This window comes from Nocardia sp. MH4, from assembly GCF_019266065.1.
Taxonomy (GTDB): Bacteria; Actinomycetota; Actinomycetes; order Mycobacteriales; family Mycobacteriaceae; genus Nocardia; species Nocardia canadensis.
This window is the reverse complement of the sequence record NZ_LPNR01000112.1, coordinates 306,480-327,263: the sequence shown is the minus strand read 5'-3', so window position 1 is coordinate 327,263 and position 20,784 is coordinate 306,480. Positions and strand designations below refer to the sequence as shown.

The 20,784-nt window shown below is 70.1% G+C and carries 21 protein-coding genes; 9 read left to right on the top strand and 12 right to left on the bottom strand.

What is annotated here, in order from left to right:
• The 4 genes from ATM97_RS23660 to ATM97_RS23645 are packed head-to-tail and all read right to left on the bottom strand — an operon-like array spanning position 1 to position 4,219.
• Positions 1-1,338 carry an STM4012 family radical SAM protein gene (locus ATM97_RS23660; protein ID WP_218720266.1) on the bottom strand — a complete coding sequence of 446 codons (1,338 nt, stop codon included), beginning with the start codon at positions 1,336-1,338 and terminating at the stop codon, positions 1-3.
• Positions 1,335-2,171 (bottom strand): STM4013/SEN3800 family hydrolase, encoded by an 837-nt coding sequence (locus tag ATM97_RS23655; protein ID WP_255588264.1) that lies wholly within the window; start codon positions 2,169-2,171, stop codon positions 1,335-1,337. The genes ATM97_RS23660 and ATM97_RS23655 overlap by 4 nt, the downstream gene beginning before the upstream one ends.
• Positions 2,168-3,232, bottom strand: a complete 1,065-nt coding sequence (locus tag ATM97_RS23650) for an STM4014 family protein (protein ID WP_218720264.1) — start codon at positions 3,230-3,232, stop codon at positions 2,168-2,170. The genes ATM97_RS23655 and ATM97_RS23650 overlap by 4 nt, the downstream gene beginning before the upstream one ends.
• Positions 3,233-3,238: 6 nt before the next feature.
• Complete coding sequence (locus tag ATM97_RS23645; RefSeq protein ID WP_218720262.1) at positions 3,239-4,219, bottom strand: STM4015 family protein; 981 nt, start codon at positions 4,217-4,219, stop codon at positions 3,239-3,241.
• Between the two features lie 155 nt (positions 4,220-4,374).
• Here ATM97_RS23645 and ATM97_RS23640 point away from each other — a divergent pair, with 155 nt between their 5' ends.
• Positions 4,375-4,701, top strand: coding sequence for a hypothetical protein (locus ATM97_RS23640; protein WP_218720261.1), 327 nt, complete (start codon positions 4,375-4,377; stop codon positions 4,699-4,701).
• Positions 4,701-5,720 (top strand): DUF6745 domain-containing protein, encoded by a 1,020-nt coding sequence (locus tag ATM97_RS23635; RefSeq protein ID WP_218720259.1) that lies wholly within the window; start codon positions 4,701-4,703, stop codon positions 5,718-5,720. The genes ATM97_RS23640 and ATM97_RS23635 overlap by 1 nt, the downstream gene beginning before the upstream one ends.
• A gap of 6 nt (positions 5,721-5,726) precedes the next feature.
• Here the strand turns inward: ATM97_RS23635 and ATM97_RS23630 are convergent, their stop codons facing one another.
• A complete protein-coding gene (locus ATM97_RS23630; RefSeq protein WP_218720257.1) occupies positions 5,727-6,581 on the bottom strand; it encodes an alpha/beta fold hydrolase in 855 nt (284 codons plus the stop codon).
• Positions 6,582-6,636: 55 nt separating this feature from the next.
• Here ATM97_RS23630 and ATM97_RS23625 point away from each other — a divergent pair, with 55 nt between their 5' ends.
• A complete protein-coding gene (locus ATM97_RS23625) occupies positions 6,637-7,242 on the top strand; it encodes a TetR/AcrR family transcriptional regulator (RefSeq protein ID WP_218720255.1) in 606 nt (201 codons plus the stop codon).
• A gap of 9 nt (positions 7,243-7,251) precedes the next feature.
• On the opposite strand, the gene ATM97_RS23620 is transcribed toward ATM97_RS23625, so the two are convergent.
• Entirely contained in the window at positions 7,252-8,202 is a 951-nt protein-coding gene (locus ATM97_RS23620; protein ID WP_218720254.1) for an endonuclease/exonuclease/phosphatase family protein, read from the bottom strand.
• A 145-nt stretch (positions 8,203-8,347) separates the two neighbouring features.
• On the opposite strand from ATM97_RS23620, the gene ATM97_RS23615 reads away from it, so the two are divergent.
• Both ATM97_RS23615 and ATM97_RS23610 read left to right on the top strand, forming a co-directional pair.
• Positions 8,348-9,709 carry a M20/M25/M40 family metallo-hydrolase gene (locus ATM97_RS23615; protein WP_218720252.1) on the top strand — a complete coding sequence of 454 codons (1,362 nt, stop codon included), beginning with the start codon at positions 8,348-8,350 and terminating at the stop codon, positions 9,707-9,709.
• Between the two features lie 27 nt (positions 9,710-9,736).
• A complete protein-coding gene (locus ATM97_RS23610) occupies positions 9,737-10,264 on the top strand; it encodes a YbhB/YbcL family Raf kinase inhibitor-like protein (RefSeq protein WP_218720251.1) in 528 nt (175 codons plus the stop codon).
• Between the two features lie 57 nt (positions 10,265-10,321).
• Here the strand turns inward: ATM97_RS23610 and ATM97_RS23605 are convergent, their stop codons facing one another.
• The 3 genes from ATM97_RS23605 to ATM97_RS23595 form a co-directional block, all read right to left on the bottom strand.
• Entirely contained in the window at positions 10,322-12,148 is a 1,827-nt protein-coding gene (locus tag ATM97_RS23605; RefSeq protein WP_218720249.1) for a long-chain fatty acid--CoA ligase, read from the bottom strand.
• Positions 12,149-12,280: 132 nt separating this feature from the next.
• A complete protein-coding gene (ribA, locus tag ATM97_RS23600; protein WP_218720248.1) occupies positions 12,281-12,967 on the bottom strand; it encodes a GTP cyclohydrolase II RibA in 687 nt (228 codons plus the stop codon).
• A gap of 73 nt (positions 12,968-13,040) precedes the next feature.
• On the bottom strand, positions 13,041-14,534 hold the full coding sequence (locus ATM97_RS23595; RefSeq protein ID WP_218720246.1) for a PfkB family carbohydrate kinase: 1,494 nt from the start codon (positions 14,532-14,534) through the stop codon (positions 13,041-13,043).
• 225 nt (positions 14,535-14,759) lie between these two features.
• Here ATM97_RS23595 and ATM97_RS23590 point away from each other — a divergent pair, with 225 nt between their 5' ends.
• Positions 14,760-15,155, top strand: a complete 396-nt coding sequence (locus ATM97_RS23590; protein ID WP_218720244.1) for a hypothetical protein — start codon at positions 14,760-14,762, stop codon at positions 15,153-15,155.
• A 4-nt stretch (positions 15,156-15,159) separates the two neighbouring features.
• Here ATM97_RS23590 and ATM97_RS23585 read toward each other — a convergent pair whose 3' ends face one another.
• Genes ATM97_RS23585 through ATM97_RS23575 form a run of 3 tightly spaced genes read right to left on the bottom strand, consistent with a single transcriptional unit; the run spans position 15,160 to position 17,512 of the window.
• Positions 15,160-16,239, bottom strand: a complete 1,080-nt coding sequence (locus ATM97_RS23585) for a quinone-dependent dihydroorotate dehydrogenase (protein WP_218720242.1) — start codon at positions 16,237-16,239, stop codon at positions 15,160-15,162.
• A gap of 8 nt (positions 16,240-16,247) precedes the next feature.
• Positions 16,248-16,502, bottom strand: a complete 255-nt coding sequence (locus tag ATM97_RS23580; RefSeq protein ID WP_218720240.1) for a DUF5703 family protein — start codon at positions 16,500-16,502, stop codon at positions 16,248-16,250.
• A complete protein-coding gene (locus ATM97_RS23575) occupies positions 16,502-17,512 on the bottom strand; it encodes a YncE family protein (RefSeq protein WP_218720238.1) in 1,011 nt (336 codons plus the stop codon). Before ATM97_RS23575 ends, ATM97_RS23580 begins: the two co-directional genes overlap by 1 nt.
• A 162-nt stretch (positions 17,513-17,674) precedes the next feature.
• Here ATM97_RS23575 and ATM97_RS23570 point away from each other — a divergent pair, with 162 nt between their 5' ends.
• From ATM97_RS23570 to ATM97_RS23560, 3 genes are read left to right on the top strand one after another with little or no spacing between them, the layout of a single operon-like run.
• Positions 17,675-18,031 (top strand): hypothetical protein, encoded by a 357-nt coding sequence (locus tag ATM97_RS23570; protein ID WP_218720236.1) that lies wholly within the window; start codon positions 17,675-17,677, stop codon positions 18,029-18,031.
• Positions 18,032-18,037: 6 nt separating this feature from the next.
• Entirely contained in the window at positions 18,038-18,571 is a 534-nt protein-coding gene (locus tag ATM97_RS23565; RefSeq protein ID WP_255588263.1) for a hypothetical protein, read from the top strand.
• A gap of 2 nt (positions 18,572-18,573) precedes the next feature.
• Entirely contained in the window at positions 18,574-20,670 is a 2,097-nt protein-coding gene (locus ATM97_RS23560) for an MMPL family transporter (protein ID WP_218720233.1), read from the top strand.
• Positions 20,671-20,784: the final 114 nt, after the last annotated feature.

The window sequence follows — 20,784 nt, the reverse complement described above, 5'->3', positions numbered from 1 at the left end:
TCAGCGCAGCTCGTAGGCGGCCATGGCGGCGCGCACGGCGGGGGAGAAGAACTCGGGGCCGATCGCGTCGGAGTACGCCAGGCCCTGCGGCGACAGACGCAGCAGATCGGTGCCGGTGTCGGCCAGCCAGCCGCGTTCGGCCAAGGTGTGCAGTTCGGCGCCGAAGTCGTCCCAGGGATCGGTGCCGAAGCGGGCGCGGTAGTCGGTGAGGAGAAGTCCGTCGGCCTGCAACAGCGACTGGAGCAGGTGCCTGCGGGCGGCTTCGTCGGCGTCGATCACCCGGCCGTGCAGGGCCGACGTGAAATCTGTGGTCGCGATGTAGGTGTCGATGATGCCGCGTACCTCGCGCAGGTCGACGGCATAGTCGAACGAGTAGTGCAGCGTGCTCGTGTAGGAGCGGGCGCCGCAGCCGAGCCCGATCATGCCGTCGGTCTGGCAGGCGTAGTCGTCGGGGCCCTGGGGTGGGGCGTCGGCGCGGCGGAACATCCGCATCGACACCTGCTCGTAGCCGGCGGCGAGCAGATGGTCGCGCCCGTACGCGTACAGCGCGAGGCGATCGCGGTCCCAGTCCTGTTCGGCGACAGCGGGATCGGCGTGCCTGGCCAGACCGGTCAGCGGCCGCACATACAGCGGGTAGAGGTAGATCTCTTCTGGCCGCCAGGCCAGGGCCGCGTCCAGCGAGACGCGCCAGCTCGCGGCGGTCTGGCCGTCGATGCCGTAGATCAGGTCGATATTGAGCACGGGGATGCCCGCGTCCCGGATCCGGCCCAGGGCCGCTTCGACCTCGGCGCGACGTTGTGGCCGCACCGCCGCCTTGGCCTCCTCGTCGAGAAAGCTCTGCACGCCCAGACTCAATCGGGTCGCCCCGCGCTCGGCCAGCACCGACAGCCGGTCGGCGGTGGCGGTGGACGGCGAGGCCTCCACCGACAGCGGGATCGCGCGCAGGTCGGCGCCCATGATCGCCTCGGCGATATCGCAGAGTCTGGTCAGCTCGTCGGCGGTGAGGAAGGTCGGGGTGCCGCCGCCGAAGGCCGCGTTGGCGAAGCGCGGTCGTTCGGCATCGCCGAGACCGTCCCGGACCGCGCTCGCCTGGCGGGCGAGCGCGTCGAGATAGCGGCCGGTGAGACCCTCCGGTGCGCCGACCCGCGTGAACAGATTGCAGAAACCGCAGCGCACCTCACAGAACGGGATGTGCAGATACAGCGACAGCGCCGACCGGGCTTCACCGGCCCACACCCGCGCCAGCGGTGGCCGGTCCGGCAGCGGCCGATAGGCCGTCTTGTGCGGGTAGGCGTAGACGTAGTTCTGGTAGGGGCGCGGTAGCGCGGTATCGATCATGCGTCGGGCTCCAGGAAGAAGTGGCTGTAGGGGACCGTCCACACCGACTCGTGGCCGAGCCGGTGGCCGGTGTACCCGTCGTCGCCGTAGGCGGTGCCGTGATCGGAGCACACGATCGCGAAACACCGTCGGCGCGACCGCATCGCGTCGAACAGCCTGCCGACATGGGCGTCGATGTATTCCAGTGCCGCCGCGTGGGTGTCGCGGCTGTCTCCCGCCGCGCGGGTCGCGCCCGGCAGGTGGAACCAGTTGGGCTGGTGCAGGGCCGAGGCGTTGAGGAACAGGAACAGCCGCTGGTCGGCGGGCACGGCCGCGACGACACGTTCGGCGCAGGCCACCTGCGCCTCGAACGAGGTCGGCGACGCCACCGAGAACTCCGGCGCCCAATGGCTTTCGGTGAACAACCCGGGCAGCACGCTGCCCAGCGCCCCCTGCTTGTTGAAGAAGCCGACACCACCGATGCACACGGTGTGGTAGCCGCGCGCCGTCAGAGCCGTCACCAGATCGGGCTCCTCGAAAACGAAGGTGCCCTCGGCGGTGGTCTCGCTCCCCGCGAACCGAGCCGCGAACAGGCGCGGATGCGGACCCGGCGCTGCCGGGGTCGGCAGGAAGCCGGCGAACATCGCGTGGTGCGAGGCGTAGGTGAAACTGCCCGGCGCGTGGCGCTTTTCCCAGCGGCCCTGCGGCAGGTGGGCGGCCAGGGTGGGCAGTCTGCCCGCGGCCGCGAGTTCGGTCGCGACGTCGTAGCGCAGCGTGTCGAGCGTGAGCAGCAACAGGTCGTCGCGGCCGACGACCTCGGTCATATCGGGACGCGACCCGGTCGAGAAAGTCATCGAGACGCTCCGATCGCGGCCGCGGCGGTGAGCTGTGCGGTGTAAGTGTCCAATCCCTCGGCCGGTGTTCCCGGCAGGCCGGTCAGCCCGGGGAGCAGGTCACCGAAGGCGTTGACCTCGCCGACGGTGAACCGTCGCCAGTGCGCGCCGGGCAGGAGATCGACACCGACGCACAGGGTCGCCGGGAAGCAGGCGGCGGCGCGTTCACAGATGTCCATCGCCTCGGCCCACCGGTCACCCATCGCTGCACGGACGTGGGCCAGATCCCCGCGCGCACCGCCGAGGTGCAGGTTGGTCAGGGGGCCACGGCTGGTGCGGACGACGACGTGGGTCGCCCGGCCCGCGATCACCACGACCCGCAGGTCCGCGCAGCGGCCACCGGTGGTGGCCTTGGGGATCCAGCGTTCGACATGCAGGCCGTCGGGCGCGAGCCGGTCGACGATCGCGGCGATCTCGCGTTCGTCGCGGTACCGGCGCACCCGCAAGGAGTTGTGCAGGGCGCCTTCGGCGCTGATTTCGACCGAGGTTGTCGCCTGCCAGCGGCCCGACGCGGTGGATTCGATCGCCAGCACCCCCGACGCCGACGAACCGTGCGCGAGCTTCACGAACACCCGCGCCATGCCCGCCGCCCGCATCTGCGCTCGCACGTCGACCCAGCCGTGGAGCGGGCCCATGACCGGTGACGGCGGGACCGGCACCCCGGCCGCGGTGAGGTGGGCATGGCAGCGCCGTTTGTCGAACAACACCGCGAGATCGGCCGGATCGTCGAGCCGGTGCCCGCCGCGCAGCGACCCCACCGCCGCGAGGAAGCCCGCGTACCACCGGGCCGAACCCTCCACGCGGGTCGGATCATTCACCCCACGCAACAGTGCATCGACTGCAAGATTCTCACCGGGGGAATCCAGCCGGACGAGCTCGTCGGCGGCGAAATCATGGCCGCCCTCGGTCAGCACCGACAGCCATTCCACCACCCGCGGTGCCGGAAACCCGGCCGCGCGGGCCGCGTCGGTGCACAGCCGGACCCGCCGGTTCTCGGCGTTGCCGACCACCACCCAGCGCACGTCGGATCACTCGCCGACCGCGACGAACCGCCACACCGAACCGTCGTCGTCCTCGTCGGATTCGGCGTCGTCGGTGTCCAGATTCAGTGCCACGCCCGCCGGGGTGAGGGTGTCGGCGAGGCGGGCGCCGATCTCCTTGCTCACGTAGTTGTAGTGCAGGTCCAGTGAGGTCAGGTGGGTCAGCGGCTGACCGCCGAGCAGCGCGGCGGCGCCGTCGTCGGTGAGCACACCCATCGACAGGTCGAGCACCTCGAGCCGGGCGACCACCGGCGCCGAGGCCACCGCGGCGCACACCGCGTCCTGGATCTCGCTGTTGCGCAAGGCCAGCCGCTTGAGGTTCGGCAGCCGGTCGCCGGACAGGATCGGCGCGAGGTCGCTGACATCGGCGTCGCCGCCGTACTCGGACGTCCCCAGCCACAGTTCCAGGTCGTGCAGTGCGGGCAGGTCGCTGGCGGCGATGCCGCGGACGACGGCCACCGGCAGACCACCGGCCTGCACCTTCAGCTTGCGCAGGTGCTCGTGGCGGACCGCCGGGAATTCCAGCTGCTCGCCACCGCGCACGCCGAACTCCTCGAGCCGCGGGAACGCGTCGAGCAGCCGGGTGACCTCGCCCTGATTGATCCAGGAGATCTCGCACTCCTCGCCGATGATGTCGCCGATGAACAGCGCCCGCAGCATCGGTAGCCGCGCGCGGGCGGCGATGATCGCGTCGATCACATCATCGGGGCGATTGTCGTAGGCGTCGGCCCACGAGCCGACGACGATCGCGCGCACCCGCGCCGTATCGACCGTGTCGAGGAACCGGGCGAAAGCCTCCGGCCAGGTCTCCGCGGCCTCATAGGAATCGACACCGATCCGCCACGCCACGCCGTCCGCGGCGGGCAGCAGCCGCACCGCCGTCTCCCGCGCTTCGTCGTCCTTCTCCGGGTCCGGGAACGGATAGGCAGGCAGACCGCCCCACCCGCGCAGATGTTCTCCGATGGACATAGCTGTTCCCGCCCCTTCTGGCGTAGTGACCCCGTGGTGACTGCTGCGTTTCTACCAAGCGGCACCGACAATCCGCGCGGCGGGCCGAGTTGTCGGCACCTGCCGCTACCGTCCTCGCCACGGCTGCGGTCGCGGGCCGTGACGGGAGGAAATTCATGTATCGACAAGGCGATGTCCTGATCGTGCCGCTGGCCGAGACGGCGGTCCCCGCCGGTGCTCTGGCGGCGCGGGGCGAGCACCGCGACGGGCGGGGCAGGCTCGTGCTGGCGCTCGGGGAGGTGACCGGGCACGCGCATGCGATCGCCGCGCCCGGTCGGTTGATCAGGGAGGCAGGGGCTTTCGGCCCGATGCTGCTGCACCTGCCCGAAGGCGGACGGGTGGTGCACGAGGAGCACGCGCCCATCGGCCTGCCCAAGGGCTGGTACCGGGTGGTGCGCCAGCGTGAGTACCTCCCCGGCTCCGTGCGGGTGGTGGCCGACTGATGAGCGGGGAGCCCACGAGGACGGACGACCACTGGCGGGCGATCGCCGCCGCGACCGGACCCGGCGACCGGGCGGCCGCCGAAGCGGGCGTGCGCCTGGCCTATTCGCGTGCGGGCCTGCCCGAACCCGAGCAGATCCGCTGGGCGCGTTCGCCGCTGGAAGCCGTGCGCCTCCTCACCTCGGGGATCGATCCGGGCGCACCGGTACGGGAGGCCGTGCGCAGCGGACCGTGGGCGGCCGAACGCGCCCGGTTGCACGCCGAACTGGGCGCGCCCGGTTACAGCGCGCACTGGCGGGCCACCGGCGCCGACCTGTGGGAGGTCACCGCCATGGTGATCGACCGGATCCGCGCCGGCGTCGTCGAGGCGGCCGGCGGTGATCGCACGCAGGAGCGGCGGATTCGTGTGCTGCTGCTCGATGCCGTGCTCGGTCAGCACGAGGCGGCCTGGCTCAGCGCCTACGACACCGCGCCCGGGCACCCGCTCGACGGCGTGGCCGAGGTGGCGCGGCACGCGGGCTGGTGGTGGCCCTACGCGAAGATCGCGGTGATCTCCGAACGCCCGATCGCGCTGCATCGCGACGAGGCCGGGCGACTCGACCGCGCTGACGGACCCGCCCTGGCCTACGCCGACGGCTTCGCCTTGCACGCGTGGCGCGGCATGCCGGTGCCCGCCGAGTTCCTGGACAGCCTGAACTCGCTGACGCCGCAGCGCATCCGCGACGAAGAGAACGCCGAACTGCGCCGGGTCATGCTCGAGCACTACGGCTACGACCGGTACCTGACCGAATCCGACGCTCGGCCCGTGCACCGCGACGAGACCGGCGTTCTGTGGCGCATCGATCTCGTCGGCGACGAGGACGTGGTCATGGTCGAGGTGGTGAATTCGACGCCGGAGCCCGACGGCACGCATCGCGTGTACTGGCTGCGCGTCCCGCCGACCACCCGCACTGCCCGCGAAGGCGTCGCGTGGACGTTCGGGCTCGGCGCCGACGCCTACGACCCGGTGCAGCAGACCTGAGCGACCTCAGCGCTCGGTCGGCTGCGCCGAGGTGGTGGCGAGGAACTCCGTGACGGCGGCGGCGACCGCGGTGGGCTGGTCGAGCATCGACAGGACGTAGGCGTCGTCGATCTCGACCAGCCGGGCGCGCGGGATGAGGTCGGCCAGGCGACGGCCGTGCTCGCGCGGCATGACCTTGCCCGCCGACGACCACAAGATCAGGGCCTCGCCCCGGAAGCGGCGCAGCGCCTCGGTTGCGGTGACGAGGTCGGGCTTGCGCAAGCCCGACCGCATGTAGGCGAGCACGTCGGCGCGGATGCCCCGATCGCGCAGACCCGGTTCGGTCCAGCCGTGGACGAGATCGTCGGGCAGGGGGTATTTCGCCATCCAGCCGAACATCAGCGGACTGTCACGCAACCATCGGATGCGGAGCTGGCGCAGTGCCAGGGTGACACCGCCGGGCAGGTAGGCGGCCAGTGTCGCGGTCTTGCCGGGCAGGCCGGGCGGGAAGTTGTCGAACGCCTCGCTCGGAAAGACGATCAGCCGGCCGACGCGCTCGTCGAGATCGTAGGCGGTGAGAAACAGGGCGCCGCCCCAGTCGGAGTGCACGAGGGTCACCTCGCGCAGGTCGAGGGCGGCGAGGAAGTCGGCGACGAGCTGGTTGAGGCCGCGCAGGCTCAGGTCGGTGCCGGGCCGCAACGGTTCCGGATGCGCGCCCAGCGGCAGATCGGGCAGTACATAGCGGAAGCCGGTCGGGAGCAGGTCCAGGACGTGATCCCACACGGTGTGGTTCATCAGCAGACCGTGCAGCAGCACGACCGGTGGGCCCTCGCCGCGTTCGTGGAAGTGGATGCGGCCCGCGGGCAGATCGACGGTCGGCATGAGACCCTCCAGCGTTAGAGTGTTCGCTCTAGTGTGTTTGCTCTAGTCTGGTGTGGTGAGCGAGAAGATGTCAACGGCTACCCGGGATCGGCTGGTCGTCGCGGTCGCCGAGCTGATGCGCACGCACGGCTACAGCGCGATCACCGTCAAACAGATCACCGCCGCCGCACAGGCGCCGATGGGGTCGCTCTACCACCACTTTCCGCACGGCAAGGTGCAGATCGCGGCGGAGGCGCTGCGCAGCTCCGGCGCCGCCTACATCCAGCTGCTGCCCCTGCTGATGGACCCACACCCCGATCTGCGTGTCGCGGTGCCCGCGGCGTTCGACGATGCCGCGCGCACGATGGCCGAGTCGGGGTGGATCAACATGTGCCCGGTCGGCACGGTCGCCGGGGAGATCGCCGACAGCGAACCGGAGCTCCGGGCCGTCGCCGCTGAGGTCGTCGCGGACTGGATCGACCAGGGCACCGCCTATTTCGTGCGCCGTGGTCTGAACACCGCCGACGCCCGCGACCTCGTCCTCGGCCTGCTCAGCTCCCTGGAAGGCGCGTTCGTGCTGGCCAGAACCATGCGCTCGGCCGAACCGCTGCACGCGGCCGGCCGTGCGGTCGGAGCACGGATCGACGCACTCCTCGCGGCCCGCGACCATGCCGCGGGCTGAGCGATCCCGCTAGCGGACGAGCACGACGCGAGCCACCAGCGCTTTGTGATCGGCGCCGGGCAGCGCGACGGTCGCCACCGCGGTGGCGTGCGCCCCGGCGAGCAGCACGTGGTCGATGCCGATCAGTGGCGGCAGACGTTTATCCGTCGGGTAGGTGACCAGGTGCCCGGCACCGGCCTGCGCGGCGGCATCGGCGAACCGGCCCGATGCCAGCGCCCGGAATCGCGCGTGGTCGTAGGTGGCGTTGAAATCCCCGCCCACGATCACCGGGCGATCGGCCGGGGACCGGCGTAGGACCTCGCCGAGCCGGGACAATTCGTCGGCCCACACTCCGGTGTCGTAGACCGGCGGGACCGGATGCACCGCGTAGACCGAGACCGGCCCGACCTGCGGAATCATGGCGGTCGCCGAGATCTGATTGAGGACATACCCGTCGTATTCAACGGTGTCCGACAACGGGAATCGACTCCAGATCCCGGTCCCGCTCGCGGTCTGCCCCGGGGCGAGATAGTGGTACGGCAACACCTCGTCCAGGCCCGCGCGCCCCAGTTCGGTCACGGCGGTACGCGTGAGTTCGTTGACGGTGAGCACCGCGACATCGCGCGAGCGCACCTGTGCCACCAGCGCGCCCGGGTCGGCGCCGTCGAACAGCAGATTCGCCTGCATCACCGTGATCGCCGGCCCCTCGCCCCCGCCGTCGGCGAAGTACAACGGCGCCTGCGTCGCCACACCGAGTCCGGCGACCACGACCGCGGCGCCGGTCGCGACCCACTGCCGGGTCACCGCGAACCCCACCGCGCCCAGAATCGCCCCGCCCATCAGGTAGGGCGCGCCGGACGCGGCGAGCACCAGCGGTTCCGCCGACCAGTCGAGGTAACGCAACACCACACCCAGCGCACCCGCCGCCGTCGCGGCGCCCGCCAGCAGCAGCGTCCCGACCCGAACGACCTGCGATCTCATCGCCACAGCCAAACACGCCGGGCAGCGGACACGCGAATCCGGGGAATTCGGCTCAGCACGAGCAGTAGTCGCCAGCAGCGGCGGAATCCGCGTGAGCCAGGGGAGTCGGCGCGGGGGACACCGCCGGGGTGGTAGGAAAGGGGACGTGTCGGCATCTGGCGAGAGTTCTGGTTCGAACGAACGGTCCCGCGCGGTGGACGAGGTGGTGGAGCTGGTCAGTGCGCTGATCCGGTTCGACACCTCCAACACCGGTGAGCTGGCGACCACCAAAGGCGAACGCGAGTGCGCGGAGTGGGTGGCCGCGCAATTGCAGGAGGTCGGCTACGAGACCGAGTACGTCGAGTCGGGCGCGCCCGGTCGCGGCAACGTCTTCGCGCGATTGAAGGGCGCCGACTCCAGCCGGGGCGCGCTGATGATCCACGGACACCTCGACGTCGTGCCCGCCGAGGCCGCCGACTGGAGCGTGCACCCGTTCTCCGGCGCGGTCCGCGACGGCTACGTGTGGGGCCGCGGCGCGATCGACATGAAGGACATGGTCGGCATGACGCTGGCCCTGGCCCGTCAGTTCAAGGCCGAGGGCACCGTCCCGCCACGCGACCTGGTGTTCGCCTTCCTCGCCGACGAGGAGAACGGCGGCAAATGGGGGTCGCAGTGGCTGGTGGACAACCGGCCCGACCTGTTCGACGGGGTCACCGAGGCGGTCGGCGAGGTCGGCGGCTTCTCGCTGACCGTGCCGCGCCCCGACGGCACCGAACGCAGGCTCTATCTGGTGGAGACCGCCGAGAAGGGTCTGGGCTGGATGCGGTTGCGGGCCAAGGCCCGCGCCGGGCACGGTTCGTTCCTGCACGACGACAATGCCGTCACCATCCTCGCCGAGGCCGTCGCGCGGCTGGGCAGGCACACCTTCCCGGTGGTGCTGTCGGACTCGGTGGCCGAGTTCCTCGCCGCGGTCAGCGAGGAGAGCGGGTTGCAGTTCGACCCGGAGGGCCCCGATATCGAGGGTCAGCTCGCCAAGCTCGGCACCATCTCCCGCATCATCGGCGCCACCCTGCGCGATACCGCCAATCCGACGATGCTGCAGGCGGGCTACAAGGCCAATGTCATCCCGCAGACCGCGGAGGCCGTGGTGGACTGTCGCGTGGTGCCGGGGCGGCAGGCCGCGTTCGAACGCGAGGTCGACGAGCTCATCGGCCCGGACGTCGAACGCGAGTGGATCACCAAGCTCGACTCCTACGAGACCACCTTCGACGGCCACCTCGTCGACGCCATGAACGACGCGGTGCTGGCCCACGACGCCGACGGGCGCACCGTGCCCTACATGCTCTCCGGCGGCACCGACGCGAAAGCGTTCGCGCGGTTGGGTATTCGCTGCTTCGGCTTCGCGCCGCTGCAGCTGCCGCCGGAACTGGACTTCACCGCCCTGTTCCACGGGGTGGACGAGCGGGTCCCGGTGCGGTCACTGGAATTCGGCACCCGGGTCCTGGAACACTTCCTCCTGCACAGCTGAGCACCGACGCCACGAATCGGAGACCCCATGAGCTACAACCCGTATGACGCACTGCCGCAGGTTCCGTCGTTCACCGTCACCTCCGCCGACATCACCGATGGTCAGCCGCTGGCCAACGACCAGGTGTCCGGCGTGTTCGGCGCGGGCGGCAAAGACGTCTCGCCCCAGCTGAGCTGGTCCGGTTTCCCCGAGGGCACACAAAGCTTCGCGGTCACCGTCTACGACCCGGACGCGCCGACCGCCTCGGGCTTCTGGCATTGGGCGGTGGCCAACATCCCCGCCTCGGTCACCGAGCTCGACGCCGGCGCGGGCAGTGAAGGTGGCACCCTGCCCACGGGCGCGGTCACGCTGCGCAACGACGGCGGTTTCCCGGGCTTCGTCGGCGCCGCGCCGCCGCAGGGCCACGGCCCGCACCGGTACTTCGTGGTGGTGCACGCCGTCGACGTGCCCGAGCTGGAAGTCGGGCCGGACGCGACGCCGGCCTACCTCGGGTTCAACCTGTTCTTCCACACGCTCGGCCGGGCCACCCTGATCGGGACCTACGAGCAGAACTGAGCACATACGGCGGTGGCCCCGGGAGTCGGAATTCCCAGGGCCACCGCCGTTCTCGTGCTACTTCACATTGACGACGTGTTCGGCCGGCGTCGCGGCGTACAGCTGCTCGATGTGCTCGGCGTACTTGGCCGCGATCGGGGTGCGCTTGAGCGACATCTTCGGGGTCAGTTCGTCACCGCCCGGCTCCCACAGGGTTTCCACGATCACGAAGCGCTTGATCTGCTCCACCCGGGACAGCTTGCGGTTGCCCGCCGACACCGCGGCCTTGACCTCCTCGACGATCTCGCTGCGCCGGGCGAGCTCGGCGTGGGTCGCGTCGGTGGCACCGAACTCCTTGGCGCGCAATGCCGCGACATCGGGATCGAGCATGATCAGCGCGGTGATGTAGGGGCGGGCCTCGCCGATCGCGACGGCCTGACCGATCATCGAGGACGCGGCCTTCATCGCGTTCTCGATGTTGGAGGGGGCGATGTTCTTGCCCGCCTCGCTGATGATCAGTTCCTTCTTGCGGTCGACGATGCGCAGGTACCCGTCGGCGTCGAGGGTGCCGATGTCGCCGGTGTGCAGCCAGCCGGCGTCGTCGATCGCCTCGGCGGTCTTGTCGGGCATGTTGCGGTAGCCGGGGGTGACGATCGGTCCGCGGATCAGTACCTCACCGTCGGCGTCGAGCCGCAGCTCGACGCCGTCCATGACGCGACCGACCGAGCCGGGACGCGGCTTGTCCAGATCGGTGAAGGTACCGACACCGGTGGTCTCGGACATGCCCCACACCTCGCTGACCGCGAATCCGAGGCCTAGGAAGTACTCCAGGGTCTCCGCGGGCACCGGGGCGGCACCGGAAGCGGCGACCTTCAGCTCACCGAAACCGAGCGCCTCGCGCAGCTTGGACAGCACCAGGGCGTCGGCGGCCTTGTGCTGCACGCCGAGCAGCAGCGAGCCGCCCTCACCGGACAGCTTGGCCTTGGCCTGCGCGACGCCGACCCCGATCGCCCAGTTGGCCAGCGCCTTCTTCACCGGGCTCGGCTCGACCGCGAGCTTGTTCTCGATGCCCGCCTTGATCTTCTGCCACACCCGCGGCACACCGAAGAACACGGTGGGGCGGGCGTCGGGCAGCGCGGCGGCGATCTCGCGCGGGTCGGGCACGGTGGTGATCTGGATGCCGGTGAGCAGGCTCATCGCGTGCGCGGAGATGCGGTCGGCGACGTGCGCGGCGGGCAGGTACGACACCGCGCGGTCGTCGAAACCGACCGGCAGCGGACCGGACACCAGGCCGACGACCTGCGCGATCACATTGCTCTGGGTGAGCTCGACGCCCTTGGACGGGCCGGTCGTGCCGGAGGTGTAGATCAGGGTGGCCAGATCGCCCGGCTGCACGGCCTGCCACGCGGCGTCGAAGTCGAAGTCGGGCTCCGGATCGGATTCCAGCTGGGCCAGGCCGAGGGTGCCTTCGGCGGTGCCGTCGACCAGCACGGTGTGCTCGACCTCGGCGCCGGATTCCCGGATGACGTCGAGGAAGGCCTGCTCGGTGACCACCACCTTGTTGCCCGCGTTGGCGAACACGTGCGCGATCTGCTCGGGGGAGCTGGTGTTGTACACCGAGAACGGCGTCGCGCCCAGGTGCAGGGCCGCGGTGTCGATCAGATTGAACTCGGGGCGGTTGGTGAGCATGATGCCGACCGCGTCACCGTGGCGCACACCGAGTTTCGCCAGGCCGGCGGCCAGCGCCCGCACCCGTGTCGCGTACTCCGCCCAGGTGATCTGCTGGGTGCCGCCGACCGTGCGCAAGGCGATCTGGTCGGGCCGCAACGCGGCGGTCTGCTGGAAGGCGGCGGGCACGGTGTGCACCGTGACGCCCGAGGCGTGCGCGAAACCGATGTCTGTCATATCCCTGTTCCCGAATAGGCCGTTCCGGATGCCGAGCCAATGCGAGTGAATCCCTCTCATCATCTCGAGCGATGGGCATCACAGTGGCACAGCTCACTCATCGTAACCGGACATACGGGATTGTGGCGGCGGTTACCGCCGACGACGTGGCCACCACCGAGACGGGGACGCGGCGTTCGGTGCCGCCTCGGCGAGCGGATCGGCCGGGATGGTGTGGGCGCGATGTCGGCGCTTGGCCTGCAGGTATTGCCTGCCCCGGGCCGTATGCAAGGTGATGGTCAGGGCCACGGGGTCGACGGCGATGCCCGCGCGGTCCAGGGCACGACACTTGTCGGGGTTGTTGGTCAGCAGCCGGACTCGAGTGAGCCCGAGTTCGCGTACCGCGGTCGCGGCGGCGTCGTAGCGCCGGGTGTCGGGGTCGAGACCCAAGCGCTGATAGCTGTCGAAGGTGTCGGCGCCGGTGCGTTCGCTCTCGCGATATCCGCGGGCCTTCCACAGCAGGCCCGCGCCGCGACCCTCCTGCTCGAGATAGGCGAGGACACCGGCGCCCTCGGCCTGGATCCGGTCCATCGAGGTCGCCAGTTCCGCACCGCAATCGCAGTCGTCGGAGCCCAGGCCTTCGCCGTAGAGGCAGCGCGAATGCACCCGCACGAGGCAGCCGTCGCGTGGTTCGCCGAAGACGAGCAGATAGCCGCCGTCGGTGGGATCGGCGATCTCGATGACCCGGACCGGGAGGTCGCTGCCCCGGCGACTCAGTCGGTGCGCGGTGTCGGCACCGGCACGCCCGGTTCTGGCACTGCCGAACGACAGTATGGTCAACGATCCTCCGTGCGGGGACAGGGCGGCGCGACCGCCGTCGTCGGACTGGGCGTGCGAGATGAACGCCGCGACTTTACCCCTGGTCCGGTCCCGGGGCCGCGTACAGCCGGACGATGCGGTCGATCTCGTCGACACTGGGCATCGATACCGCCACCGCGCCCAGTTTCTGCGTCGGGATCATCGCCGCCGTCGTCCACACGTAATCGGCTGCGACCAGCGGGGTTCGGGCGTTGACGAGCCGGTAGGCGAGGGCGGCGGTGAACGCCGCCGCGGCACCCACCGAGGCTTTGAGCACCTGCGGAAAGTGGTCGACGACGGTCTCGACCGTGTCGGAGGAGACGGCGCAGCGGAAGTTCTCGACCGTGCACACGGTGCCGACGCCGAGGCCGCGCAGCAGCCGGGCGATGTCGTCGGCGGACTCGGCGGGAACGTCGGGCAGCATCGCCGCGAGCTGACCCGCGGTGCCGACCAGATAGTCGACCACGCCCAGGTACTGATAGAGGCTCTGCGGCACCGCCATCGACGGCGTCGGGCACACGATGACCGGCGGCTTGGGATGGATCTGCGCCACCACCGACAGCACCTGCTCGATGATCGCCGTCGGCGGCTCGAAGCTCAGGATCACCACGTCGGAGGCTTCCAGTGCGGACCGCAGTTCGGGCCGGTGTACGTCCTCGTCCTGGAGCTGGACCCGGCTGTCGCGGCAGCCGATCATGCGGGACTCGCCGTTGGGTGTCAGCACCACCGCGGTCACCAGCGACGGCGCGAACGGCACCACCTTGATCAGGTCCAGCCGGACCCGTTCGGCCTCGATGAACTCCAGGATCCGGCGCCCGTACTCGTCGCCGCCGACCGCGGCCACCAGATGCACGTCGATACCGAGGCGGGCGGCGGCGACGGCCCGGTTGAGGCCCTTGCCGCCGGGATGCCCGGTGAAACTGCCGTTGGCCGCGCCGTCGGCGGCGGGGAAGGCATCCACCCGGTAGAGGTGGTCGATGACCGCGTCGCCGAGCACGGTGACGACACCACGCGGCGCCGACACCGCCTCCGCGGGCTGACCGGTGACCGGTCCGGCCATCGGATAGCCGGAGTCGGTGGCCAGCAGGCCGGCCAGCGCGGTGAAGGCGCCGTGCTCGGACACCGTGCGCAGGCGTTTGACGGTCGGCGCCTCGGGAACCGGGTCCACGTCGAGCTGGGTGTGCAGGGCGACCCACTGCTCGGTCAAGGCCTCTCGACGTTCGCCGAGGTTGTCCGCATAGAGGCGTTCGACATCGATACCGACGCCGGGACGGTCACGGAACAGGCCGAGCGAGAGCGCGGCGTCCACGATCAGCCGGTCGGTCGGGGGCAGCCACTGCGCGACCTCACGCACCACCGGCAGGATCGACTCCTCGGGACCGGCCCCGGTTCGCCGCGCGTGTCGACGCACCGACAGCAGCTCGAGCAGGGGCGCGGCGTCGATCTCGGTGTGCCGCAGCCGTTCTGCGCTCAGGCCCGAGTACTTGCCCAGCCTGGTCAGGATGCTGCGAATGGCGGCGACGCGAGCATCCTGAGGGACCATCGGCATGCTGCCTCCCATGACCTGACGGCGGCCCCGCGCCCCGGTGAGGCGGCGGACGCCGTACTGCGATCGCCACAATGCCGGGTTTGCCGCGCCCGGTTTGCGGCAATTACCTCTCTACAATGGCAATTGACCGCAACAAAAGGCAAATGCCACACTGGGATACGGGGAGCGCATGCCCCGCCAGACTCTCGGAGGGTGTGACTCCCCGCCGGGGAAGGCAGGTCCGCGATGACTATTCACAGCACCGACGACACGCTGCGCAGCGACCGCACGCCGGAATTCGCACAACGCATCGGACCCGATACCTGGCGGTTGAGCTGGCTGCCCGAGTTCACCGTCACCCGAGAACAGGCGTGGGCGGGGATGGAACTCGACGAACTCGTCAGCGACCTCGCGGCCGCCCACGATCGCCTCGCGCACGCCGAGATCAGCGCCCGCGCGGACGTGCTCGGCATCATCTGGCAGCAGGCGCTGATCAAGCTCGCCAAACGTGTCGACGAGCGATCCCGAGCGGCCGGCGATTCCGTGCACGACCCACCGGCGCCCGCCCACTTCCCGAGCAGGCTGCGGCCGACGCGGCTGCTGGGAAGCGACGACCGGGCACCCCGGGCGTACTACGGATAGACCCTCAGGCCGAGGGGGCGCGGTGCTCGGCGCCGACCGCGTCGGCCAGCGAACGGAAACCACCCGCCCGCAGGTTGGCGGCGATGCCGCGGTGGATCCGGGTGGTCCAGAACGGGCCGCCGTAGATGAAGCCGGTGTAGCCCTGCAGCAGGGTGGCGCCGGCGAGGATACGGGCCCAGGCCTGCTCGGGGGTTTCGATGCCGCCGACCGAGATCAGGACCAGCCGGTCGCCGACACGGGCGTAGAGGCGGCGCAGGACTTCCAGGGAGCGCTCGGCGACCGGCGCACCGGACAGACCGCCCGCGCCCATCGCCTCCACCTCGGCGGCAGGTGTGGCCAGACCGTCGCGGCGGATGGTGGTGTTGGTGGCGACGATGCCGGCCAGACCCAGCTCGACGGCCAGGTCGGCGACCGCGTCGATGTCGTCGTCGGACAGGTCGGGGGCGATCTTCACCAACACCGGGACGCTGACGCTGTCCAGCACGGCCTGCAGGATCGGGCGCAGCGACTCGACCGCCTGCAGGTCACGCAGACCGGGCGTGTTCGGGGACGAGACGTTGACGACCACGAAATCGGCGAGCGGGCCGAGCAACCGGGCGCTGGTGGCGTAATCGCCGGCCGCGGCCTCGGGTTCGGTGACCTTCGTCTTGCCGATGTTCGCGCCGATCGGGACCGTGGGGTGCGCGCCGTGCAGGCGGGCGGCGGCGGCCGCGGCACCGTGGTTGTTGAAACCCATCCGGTTGATCAGACCGTGGTCGGCGGGCAGCCGGAACAGGCGCGGGGCCGGGTTACCCGGCTGCGCGTGCGCGGTGACGGTGCCGATCTCGGCGAAACCGAATCCGAGCGAGCCCCAGGTGTTCGCGCCGTCGGCGTTCTTGTCGAAACCGGCGGCCAGTCCCAGCGGGGCGGGGAAGTCGACACCGAAGGCCGTGGTGGCCAGGATCGGATCGTCGACGACGGTCAACTTGCGCGCGAGCCAGCGGGTCGGCGGGAACCAGGTGGCGAACCGCAGGGCGGAGAACACCAGGTGGTGCACCCGCTCCGGCGGGATCAGGAACATCAGGCGTAGTAGCAGGGCGTACATGGGTCGGCTCACATTCCGGGCTCGGGCACAGGCAGGACGGCATTCTTGCGGCGGCGCAACAACACCCGGCGGCTGCCGTCGGTGTAGGCGCGCACGCGCGACAACTCCCAGCCACCGAACTCGGCCTGAATGGCCAACCGCATCGAGGCGGTGACCCGGGTGACCTCCGGTGGCAGACGCAGGGGGACGTATTCGTAGTCGTCGTTGCTGGTTTCCCAGCTCGGCGGTACCGCCGAGCGCGAACCGTGAGATCTGGCGGCCATCACTGCCCTCTCTTCCGCTCGTCCGCGCCGATCCGCTGCAGACCGTCGCCCGTGGCCGAGGCCACGAACAGGTCGCCGGTGCGGGGGTCGACGGTCACCGCGTCGGGCTGTCGCAGAGTGGGGAACCGCCCCACCTCGACGCCGATCCCGGTCGACAGGTCGTATCCGACCACCTCGTTGCTCTGCGTGCAGGTCACCCACACCGTGCTGGACCGCGGATCGTAGGCGAGCGCGTAAGGCGATGATGCTACCGGGAAACGCTGCCGCAGGACGAGCGGACCGGCCGAGTAGACCAGCAGTTCGCCGCCCGCGGTGTCGGTGACGATGATCCGTCCCTCCGGGTCGGCGATCGCGTTGGCGGCGCCGTCGCCCGCGCGCAGCATCAGGCCGAGGGCGTCGTCGCGAACGCTGACGACGGCGGTCTGCTTGCGGTCGAGGACGGTGATGTGCTCGCCGGTCAGCGCGATCGCGTCGGCCGAGACGAGGCCGGTGACGGTGCGCGCGACGCTGCCGTCGGGGCGTAGTTCGACGATCGTGCCATCGGCCGTGCCGACCACGAGGTTGCCGTCGGTGCGTGTTTGCACGCTGTGCACGTCACCGTCGACGGCGACCTCGGTGACGGTGCCCGCGCTCGCGTCCACCCGCAGCACGCGGTTCGGCGCGGCGACGAGGACTTCGCCCGGCTTGCCCTGGGCGAGGGCGGCGCCCGCGGCGGGCAGGGTGACGGTCCGCGCGGCGGTGGGCGCGGCCGGGTCGATCAGCGACAGTGTGGTGCCCGCGGTGTCGAGCGCGGCAAGACGGCCGGTCTCGCGTTCGGCCAGCAGGGCTTTCGTGGCGGCGGCGGGGACGACCTGCCCCGCCGGGGCGGTAGCGGTGGCGGGGGAGACGGCCGCGGTGGCGGGTTCTCTGGTCGGTACGTCCGGGGCGCCGTCCTCACCGGCGCATCCGGTCAGCAATACCAGTGCCGCCGCGCCGACCAGCGCTGAGGCGACCGAGCCGCGAGGGCGCATGCACCGAACTCCTAATCTCACGAGGTGACCGCTGATCACCATCTGACCATGATGACTCACCGGTAGCTCCGACCGGGTGGCGCACGTCGGGCCTGTCGGTGACGGGGGTTACTGTTGACGTGTCGACAATCCGTTACCGGCGAACGGCAGGAGATCATCGCGATGACCGACCGGACAACCGCGGGGTTCGGCATCGATGACATCACCGTGGGCCCGTTCGCCCACGGCTTCGGCACCACCGACGACGGCCGCCTGTTCGCCTTCCGCACCCGCCGCGCCACCCTCACGCTGCAGATCTACCGCCCCGACCTGGGTGAAGCCGTGCCCGGCGCCGACGATGTGGTCGCCACCGCGCAGGCACCGGTCACCGATATCGACCTCGGGGACGAGCGCAGTGTCACCGCGTTCGTCCGCGATCTGATCCACGACGCGATCCCGGTCCCGAGGGCCGCGCCGCGGGACACCACGACCGTGCGGAGCATCCTGGGCCGGATCAGTGCCGTCATTGATGGTATGTAGATGGTGATGTCTTCCACATTTTTCGCCAGGGCCGCTGCGGCCACCGCCTGCCTCACGGCCCTCGTCGCTCTCACCGCATGCGGTGGAGGCACCGACGAGGCCTCGGTCGACGCCGCACGGTCTTCGGCCAACGCTTCCCTGTCCGCCTCCATCGCGGTGTCGTCGAGCAAGGCCAATGTGCCGCTGCCGTCCGCCGCGGAACTCGACGCGCAGATCAAGCGCGCGCTCGACCCGAACCTGCCCGATGTCGAACGCACCGACCTGATCGAGGACGGTGCCGCGTTCAAGGACGCCATCCCCGATATGTACAAAGCGCTGCGCGACAACCCGCACGCGGTGTACGGCGTCGTCGACCCGGTCTTCGACAATCGTGACGGCACCCTGACCGCCACCATGCGCCTGGACAAGGACGGTTCGGGCACCAATATCCGCACCACTATCGTGCATTTCGTGCTGCTCGACGGGAAGTGGAAGATCTCGCGCACCGATCTGTGCGGCATCCTGCGCTCGGCCGACTACCGCACCGCCGCCTGCGGCTGACGATGCGGGAATCGCGTGCGATGCGGTGGGGCCGATTCGTCCACCGCCACCGCTACCTCGTGCTCGGCGTGTTCGTCCTGACGGTGCTGATCTCGGGCTGGTTCGGCCGCGATATGGCCGGCCGCTACACCCAGGAGGGCTGGTTCGACGAGTCCAGCGAGTCGGTGGCGGCCTCGAAGCTGGCCGACGATATCTTCGGCCGCGACACCGACGGCGACCTGATCGTCATCTACACCGCGCCACCGGGCACCACCGTCGACGATCCCGGGGTGCGTGGCCCCGTCGTCGCCGCGCTGGCGGACCTGCGCGCACGCTACGGCGAGCGCATCCACAAGATCGACAGCTACTGGGACAGTCCCTTCTCGGCGAACGCTTCCGACCCCACCAAGCAGCACGCCTTCGCCAGTATCGGTCTGGCCGGTGGCGGCGGAACGGCGACGGTCAACAACTACCTGGCCCTCAAACCGCATCTGAACGCCGATGTTCCTGGAGCGGGACCGGGCGGCACGACCGTGCAGCTGGCCGGGCTGCAGCCGGTGGTCGAGGGCATCAATATCGGTATGCAGCACGACATCCGACGGGCGGAGATCATCGCGCTGCCGATCGTGGCGATCCTGCTGTACTTCGTGTTCGGCGGCGTCATCGGGGCGTTGCTGCCGGTGATGATCGGCGGGCTCACCGTCCTCGGCACCTCCGGCATCCTGCGGTTCCTCACCGCCCATATCGAGGTCAACGTGTTCGCCAGCGCGGTGATGACGCTGGTCAGCCTCGGCTTGGCGATCGACTACGGGCTCTTCACGGTCACCCGGTTCCGGGAGGAGCTGGCGGCGGGGCGCAGCGTGGAGGAGGCGACCGCGCGCACTGTCGCGACCGCGGGCCGCACGGTGTTGTTCTCCGCCGCGATCATCGCGATCAGTCTGGGCGCGTTGTTCATCTTCCCCAACGGCGTGCTGCGGTCGGTGCCCTACGGCGGCATCTCCGCGGTGATGCTGGCGGCGCTGCTGTCGGTGACCGCACTGCCCGCCGCGTTGAGCATCGCGGGCCGGCGCATCGACTGGCTGGGCTGGAAGCGGTTCTCCCGCAGCAAGACCGAGGCCGAGATCGATGCCGGGTTCTTCTCCCGGCTGGCGCAGTGGGCGATGCGGCGGCCGTGGGCGGTCGTCATCCCGATCGTGCTCGGCCTGCTGGCGTTGAGCATCCCGCTGCGCCATATCGAGTTCGGCGGGATCAGCGAGAAGTACCTGGCCGCGGACAATCCGGCGCGCGTCGCGCAGGAGGACTTCGACCATCTGTTTCCCGGGTTCCGCACCGAACCGCTGAAGCTGGTCGTGGTGAACGCGACGCCGCAGCAGCTCAGCGACATCCGGTACGAGGCCAATCAGGTGCCCGGGCTGACCGGGCGGTTCGAACCCGCGGCGCCGACGAAGGACGGGGTCAACGTGCTCTCGGCCGGGCTGGGCGACAAGCGCGACGCCGACCGGGTGATCGACACCCTGCGGGCCCTGCCCGAACCACCGGGCGTGCAGATCATGGTCGCCGGTATCCCGGCGCTGGAACGCGACAGTATCAACGGCCTCATCGACGGCTTGCCACTGCTGCTGGCGATTCTGATGGCGGCGGCGCTGGCGATGATGGTGATCGCGTTCCGGTCGGTGATCCTGGCCGTGAAGGCCGTCGCGATGAGCGCGCTGAGCCTGGTCTCGACGCTGGGCGTGCTCACCTGGATCTTCGTGGAAGGCCATGGCGCCGGGACCTTCCAGTTCACGCCCGGCCCGCTGATGTTCGCGGTGGTGGCGTTGATCGTCACCGTGATCTTCGGGTTGTCGACCGACTACGAGGTGTTCCTGCTGTCGCGGATCGCGGAGAAACGGGCATCGGGCGCCGACGCCACCGAATCCATCCGCTACGGCGTCGCCCACACCGGCGGCGTGATCACCTCGGCCGCGGCGATCCTCATCGTGGTGACCGGTGCGTTCGGCTTCTCCGATCTGGTCCTGATGAAGTACATCGCCTACGGCATGATCGTGGCCCTCATCATCGACGCGACCATCATCCGCATGGTCCTCACCCCGGCCCTGCTCAAGATCATCTGGCGCTGATCGCAGGCTCGCCGGCATCTTCCTGCCGGCGAGCCCGTGCCGGTTGAATGTCCCCGTGCCGAAACCGTCGCATGCCTACCGATTCCTCGGGCCGGAAAATCTTCGCCGATGCAC

Bases quoted from the DNA above. Each gene is read 5' to 3' on its own strand.
- ATM97_RS23660 (WP_218720266.1), bottom strand. From the start codon at position 1,338: ATGATCGATACCGCGCTACCGCGCCCCTACCAGAACTACGTCTACGCC.
- ATM97_RS23655 (WP_255588264.1), bottom strand. From the start codon at position 2,171: ATGACTTTCTCGACCGGGTCGCGTCCCGATATGACCGAGGTCGTCGGC.
- ATM97_RS23645 (WP_218720262.1), bottom strand. From the start codon at position 4,219: ATGTCCATCGGAGAACATCTGCGCGGGTGGGGCGGTCTGCCTGCCTAT.
- ATM97_RS23640 (WP_218720261.1), top strand. From the start codon at position 4,375: ATGTATCGACAAGGCGATGTCCTGATCGTGCCGCTGGCCGAGACGGCG.
- ATM97_RS23635 (WP_218720259.1), top strand. From the start codon at position 4,701: ATGAGCGGGGAGCCCACGAGGACGGACGACCACTGGCGGGCGATCGCC.
- ATM97_RS23630 (WP_218720257.1), bottom strand. From the start codon at position 6,581: ATGCCGACCGTCGATCTGCCCGCGGGCCGCATCCACTTCCACGAACGC.
- ATM97_RS23620 (WP_218720254.1), bottom strand. From the start codon at position 8,202: ATGAGATCGCAGGTCGTTCGGGTCGGGACGCTGCTGCTGGCGGGCGCC.
- ATM97_RS23610 (WP_218720251.1), top strand. From the start codon at position 9,737: ATGAGCTACAACCCGTATGACGCACTGCCGCAGGTTCCGTCGTTCACC.
- ATM97_RS23605 (WP_218720249.1), bottom strand. From the start codon at position 12,148: ATGACAGACATCGGTTTCGCGCACGCCTCGGGCGTCACGGTGCACACC.
- ATM97_RS23595 (WP_218720246.1), bottom strand. From the start codon at position 14,534: ATGCCGATGGTCCCTCAGGATGCTCGCGTCGCCGCCATTCGCAGCATC.
- ATM97_RS23590 (WP_218720244.1), top strand. From the start codon at position 14,760: ATGACTATTCACAGCACCGACGACACGCTGCGCAGCGACCGCACGCCG.
- ATM97_RS23585 (WP_218720242.1), bottom strand. From the start codon at position 16,239: ATGTACGCCCTGCTACTACGCCTGATGTTCCTGATCCCGCCGGAGCGG.
- ATM97_RS23580 (WP_218720240.1), bottom strand. From the start codon at position 16,502: ATGGCCGCCAGATCTCACGGTTCGCGCTCGGCGGTACCGCCGAGCTGG.
- ATM97_RS23575 (WP_218720238.1), bottom strand. From the start codon at position 17,512: ATGCGCCCTCGCGGCTCGGTCGCCTCAGCGCTGGTCGGCGCGGCGGCA.
- ATM97_RS23570 (WP_218720236.1), top strand. From the start codon at position 17,675: ATGACCGACCGGACAACCGCGGGGTTCGGCATCGATGACATCACCGTG.
- ATM97_RS23565 (WP_255588263.1), top strand. From the start codon at position 18,038: ATGTCTTCCACATTTTTCGCCAGGGCCGCTGCGGCCACCGCCTGCCTC.
- ATM97_RS23560 (WP_218720233.1), top strand. From the start codon at position 18,574: ATGCGGGAATCGCGTGCGATGCGGTGGGGCCGATTCGTCCACCGCCAC.